The 1,718-nt window shown below is 36.2% G+C and carries 2 protein-coding genes; both read right to left on the reverse strand.

Translation table 11 applies throughout. The features are described 5' to 3' along the window. Nucleotides 1–1,290 (reverse strand): UvrD-helicase domain-containing protein (locus BWI44_RS18385; protein WP_286815771.1); only part of this gene is annotated, 1,290 nt, incomplete at its 3' end. Next, a partial coding sequence (locus BWI44_RS18390) for a PD-(D/E)XK nuclease family protein (protein ID WP_286815776.1) occupies nt 1,283–1,718 on the reverse strand: 436 nt, incomplete at its 5' end. The genes BWI44_RS18390 and BWI44_RS18385, both read right to left, overlap by 8 nt.

Consider the following 1,718-nt stretch of genomic DNA (forward strand, 5'->3'; position numbering starts at 1 on the left):
AAACTTTAAAATTAACGGATCACTTCTAAAATTGCTTGTGAGATAGTAAACTCCACCTTTTTCTGAAAAATCACGAATATCTTTTTTCATAATTTCAGAAGTAGCATTTCTAAATCCATATATTCCCTGCTTTGGATCCCCAACAGCAAGAAATTTGCATTTTTCTGCAAGCACTTTCATTATCTTTTCTTGAACAGGGTTAGTGTCTTGATATTCATCAATAATAACGTAGTCGAAATTGTTTTGAATCTCAGCTACAACATTGCTATCTTGCAAAAGCTCCATTGAATATTTTTCTAAGTCGTTAAAGTCCAAACAATTTTCAACGCTCTTTATTTTCTCAAGCTCAGAGGAATAAAGATTGTAAAAATCATATATATTTTGGACTAAAATATTCGGCTTCCAGTAGCTTTCGTTATCAAACTGAGGATCTCTATATTTTTTAACTAATTTTGAAACTGCGTCTTTGACTGCAGCAAAACCTATTATCTCTTCCTTATTGTTAATTTTTCCAAGAGATAAGTTTCTGATAGCTAAGATATTTTCTTTTAAAGTATTTTCGCTTGTTATTGTTTGAAGCTCGGATATGTAGTTTTTAATGTACTTGTAATTTAAACTATTCTCATCCATTTGACTAAAGATTTTAGCCACTCTTTGCGTGTAACTAAAAACTCTATCCACCAACATTTTATTCATTCTGCTTGTTGCTAGATTATATATTTCATCTTGATGTGATTTATAGTACTCAATTGAGCTCTTAGGGTCAGCTAACACTGAAAAATGCTTTTCAAGCGCAAAAACAACTGACCTAAGCATTGCTTTTTGGCTATGAAGTGAAAGGAGCAGCTCTTGAAGATCCTCTTTTTCACACGCAAGCTCATAAGCGTTATCAAAAGCCCTGTTTCTTATCTCCTGACTCTTGTTTTCATCGAGAAGATAATAGTCACTTGAAATTGCGAGTTTGTCAATGTTTCTTTTAACTATCTTTTGCAAAAACGCGTGCATTGTGGAAATATCCGCAGTGAGGACATCATCTATTTGCTCCAATATCCACTCGTCTCTTGGATATTCCATAAGTTTGCTGAGCAGTCTTTCTTTCATCTCGTTTGCAGCGTTGTTTGTGAAGGTCACAACGAGCATGCGGCTTACAGGGACACCTGTTTTCACAAGGTCGGCGATATACTGGATGAGAGTTGTTGTTTTCCCTGTTCCAGCGGACGCACTGACAATTGCTCTTTCCCTATCGTTCTTGAGGACTTTCGCTTGCTCTTCAGTTGGGAATTTACTCATCTTGATCGTCCTCCTTTAATAAATCTTCCTGCTTTTTGCTTGAGATAATTCTGCATCCGTCGTTTGCATTATACAGGCATATAGCTCTATATTTACAAAACTCGCACGATTTCTCTGTTGGAGATGTTTTGATATTCCCCTCCGCCATTTGTCTTAGAGCCTGTGAGCTAATATCAAAAGCATATTTTTCTAGAGCCTGCAAGTTCTTTTCATCAATACTGTTGTAATCTATCTTATCGCCCTTTCTTGTCGCTTTAATAATCTTGCTTTCCTTGTAGTTTATATCATTAAATCGTGAGTCGATGTCCTTTATGCTCTCTCCGTCCAGTGTTACTCCCTCTAAAATTGGGGTTTCCTTTGTGACATATCCTGGATTTGCGTTAAAATAGTAAAGACCAAGTGGAGCTTGTCCCAACATTTCGCGAAGC

This window comes from Bacteroides sp. Phil13, from assembly GCF_001940965.1.
Lineage (GTDB): Bacteria > Bacteroidota > Bacteroidia > Bacteroidales > Bacteroidaceae > Bacteroides > Bacteroides intestinalis.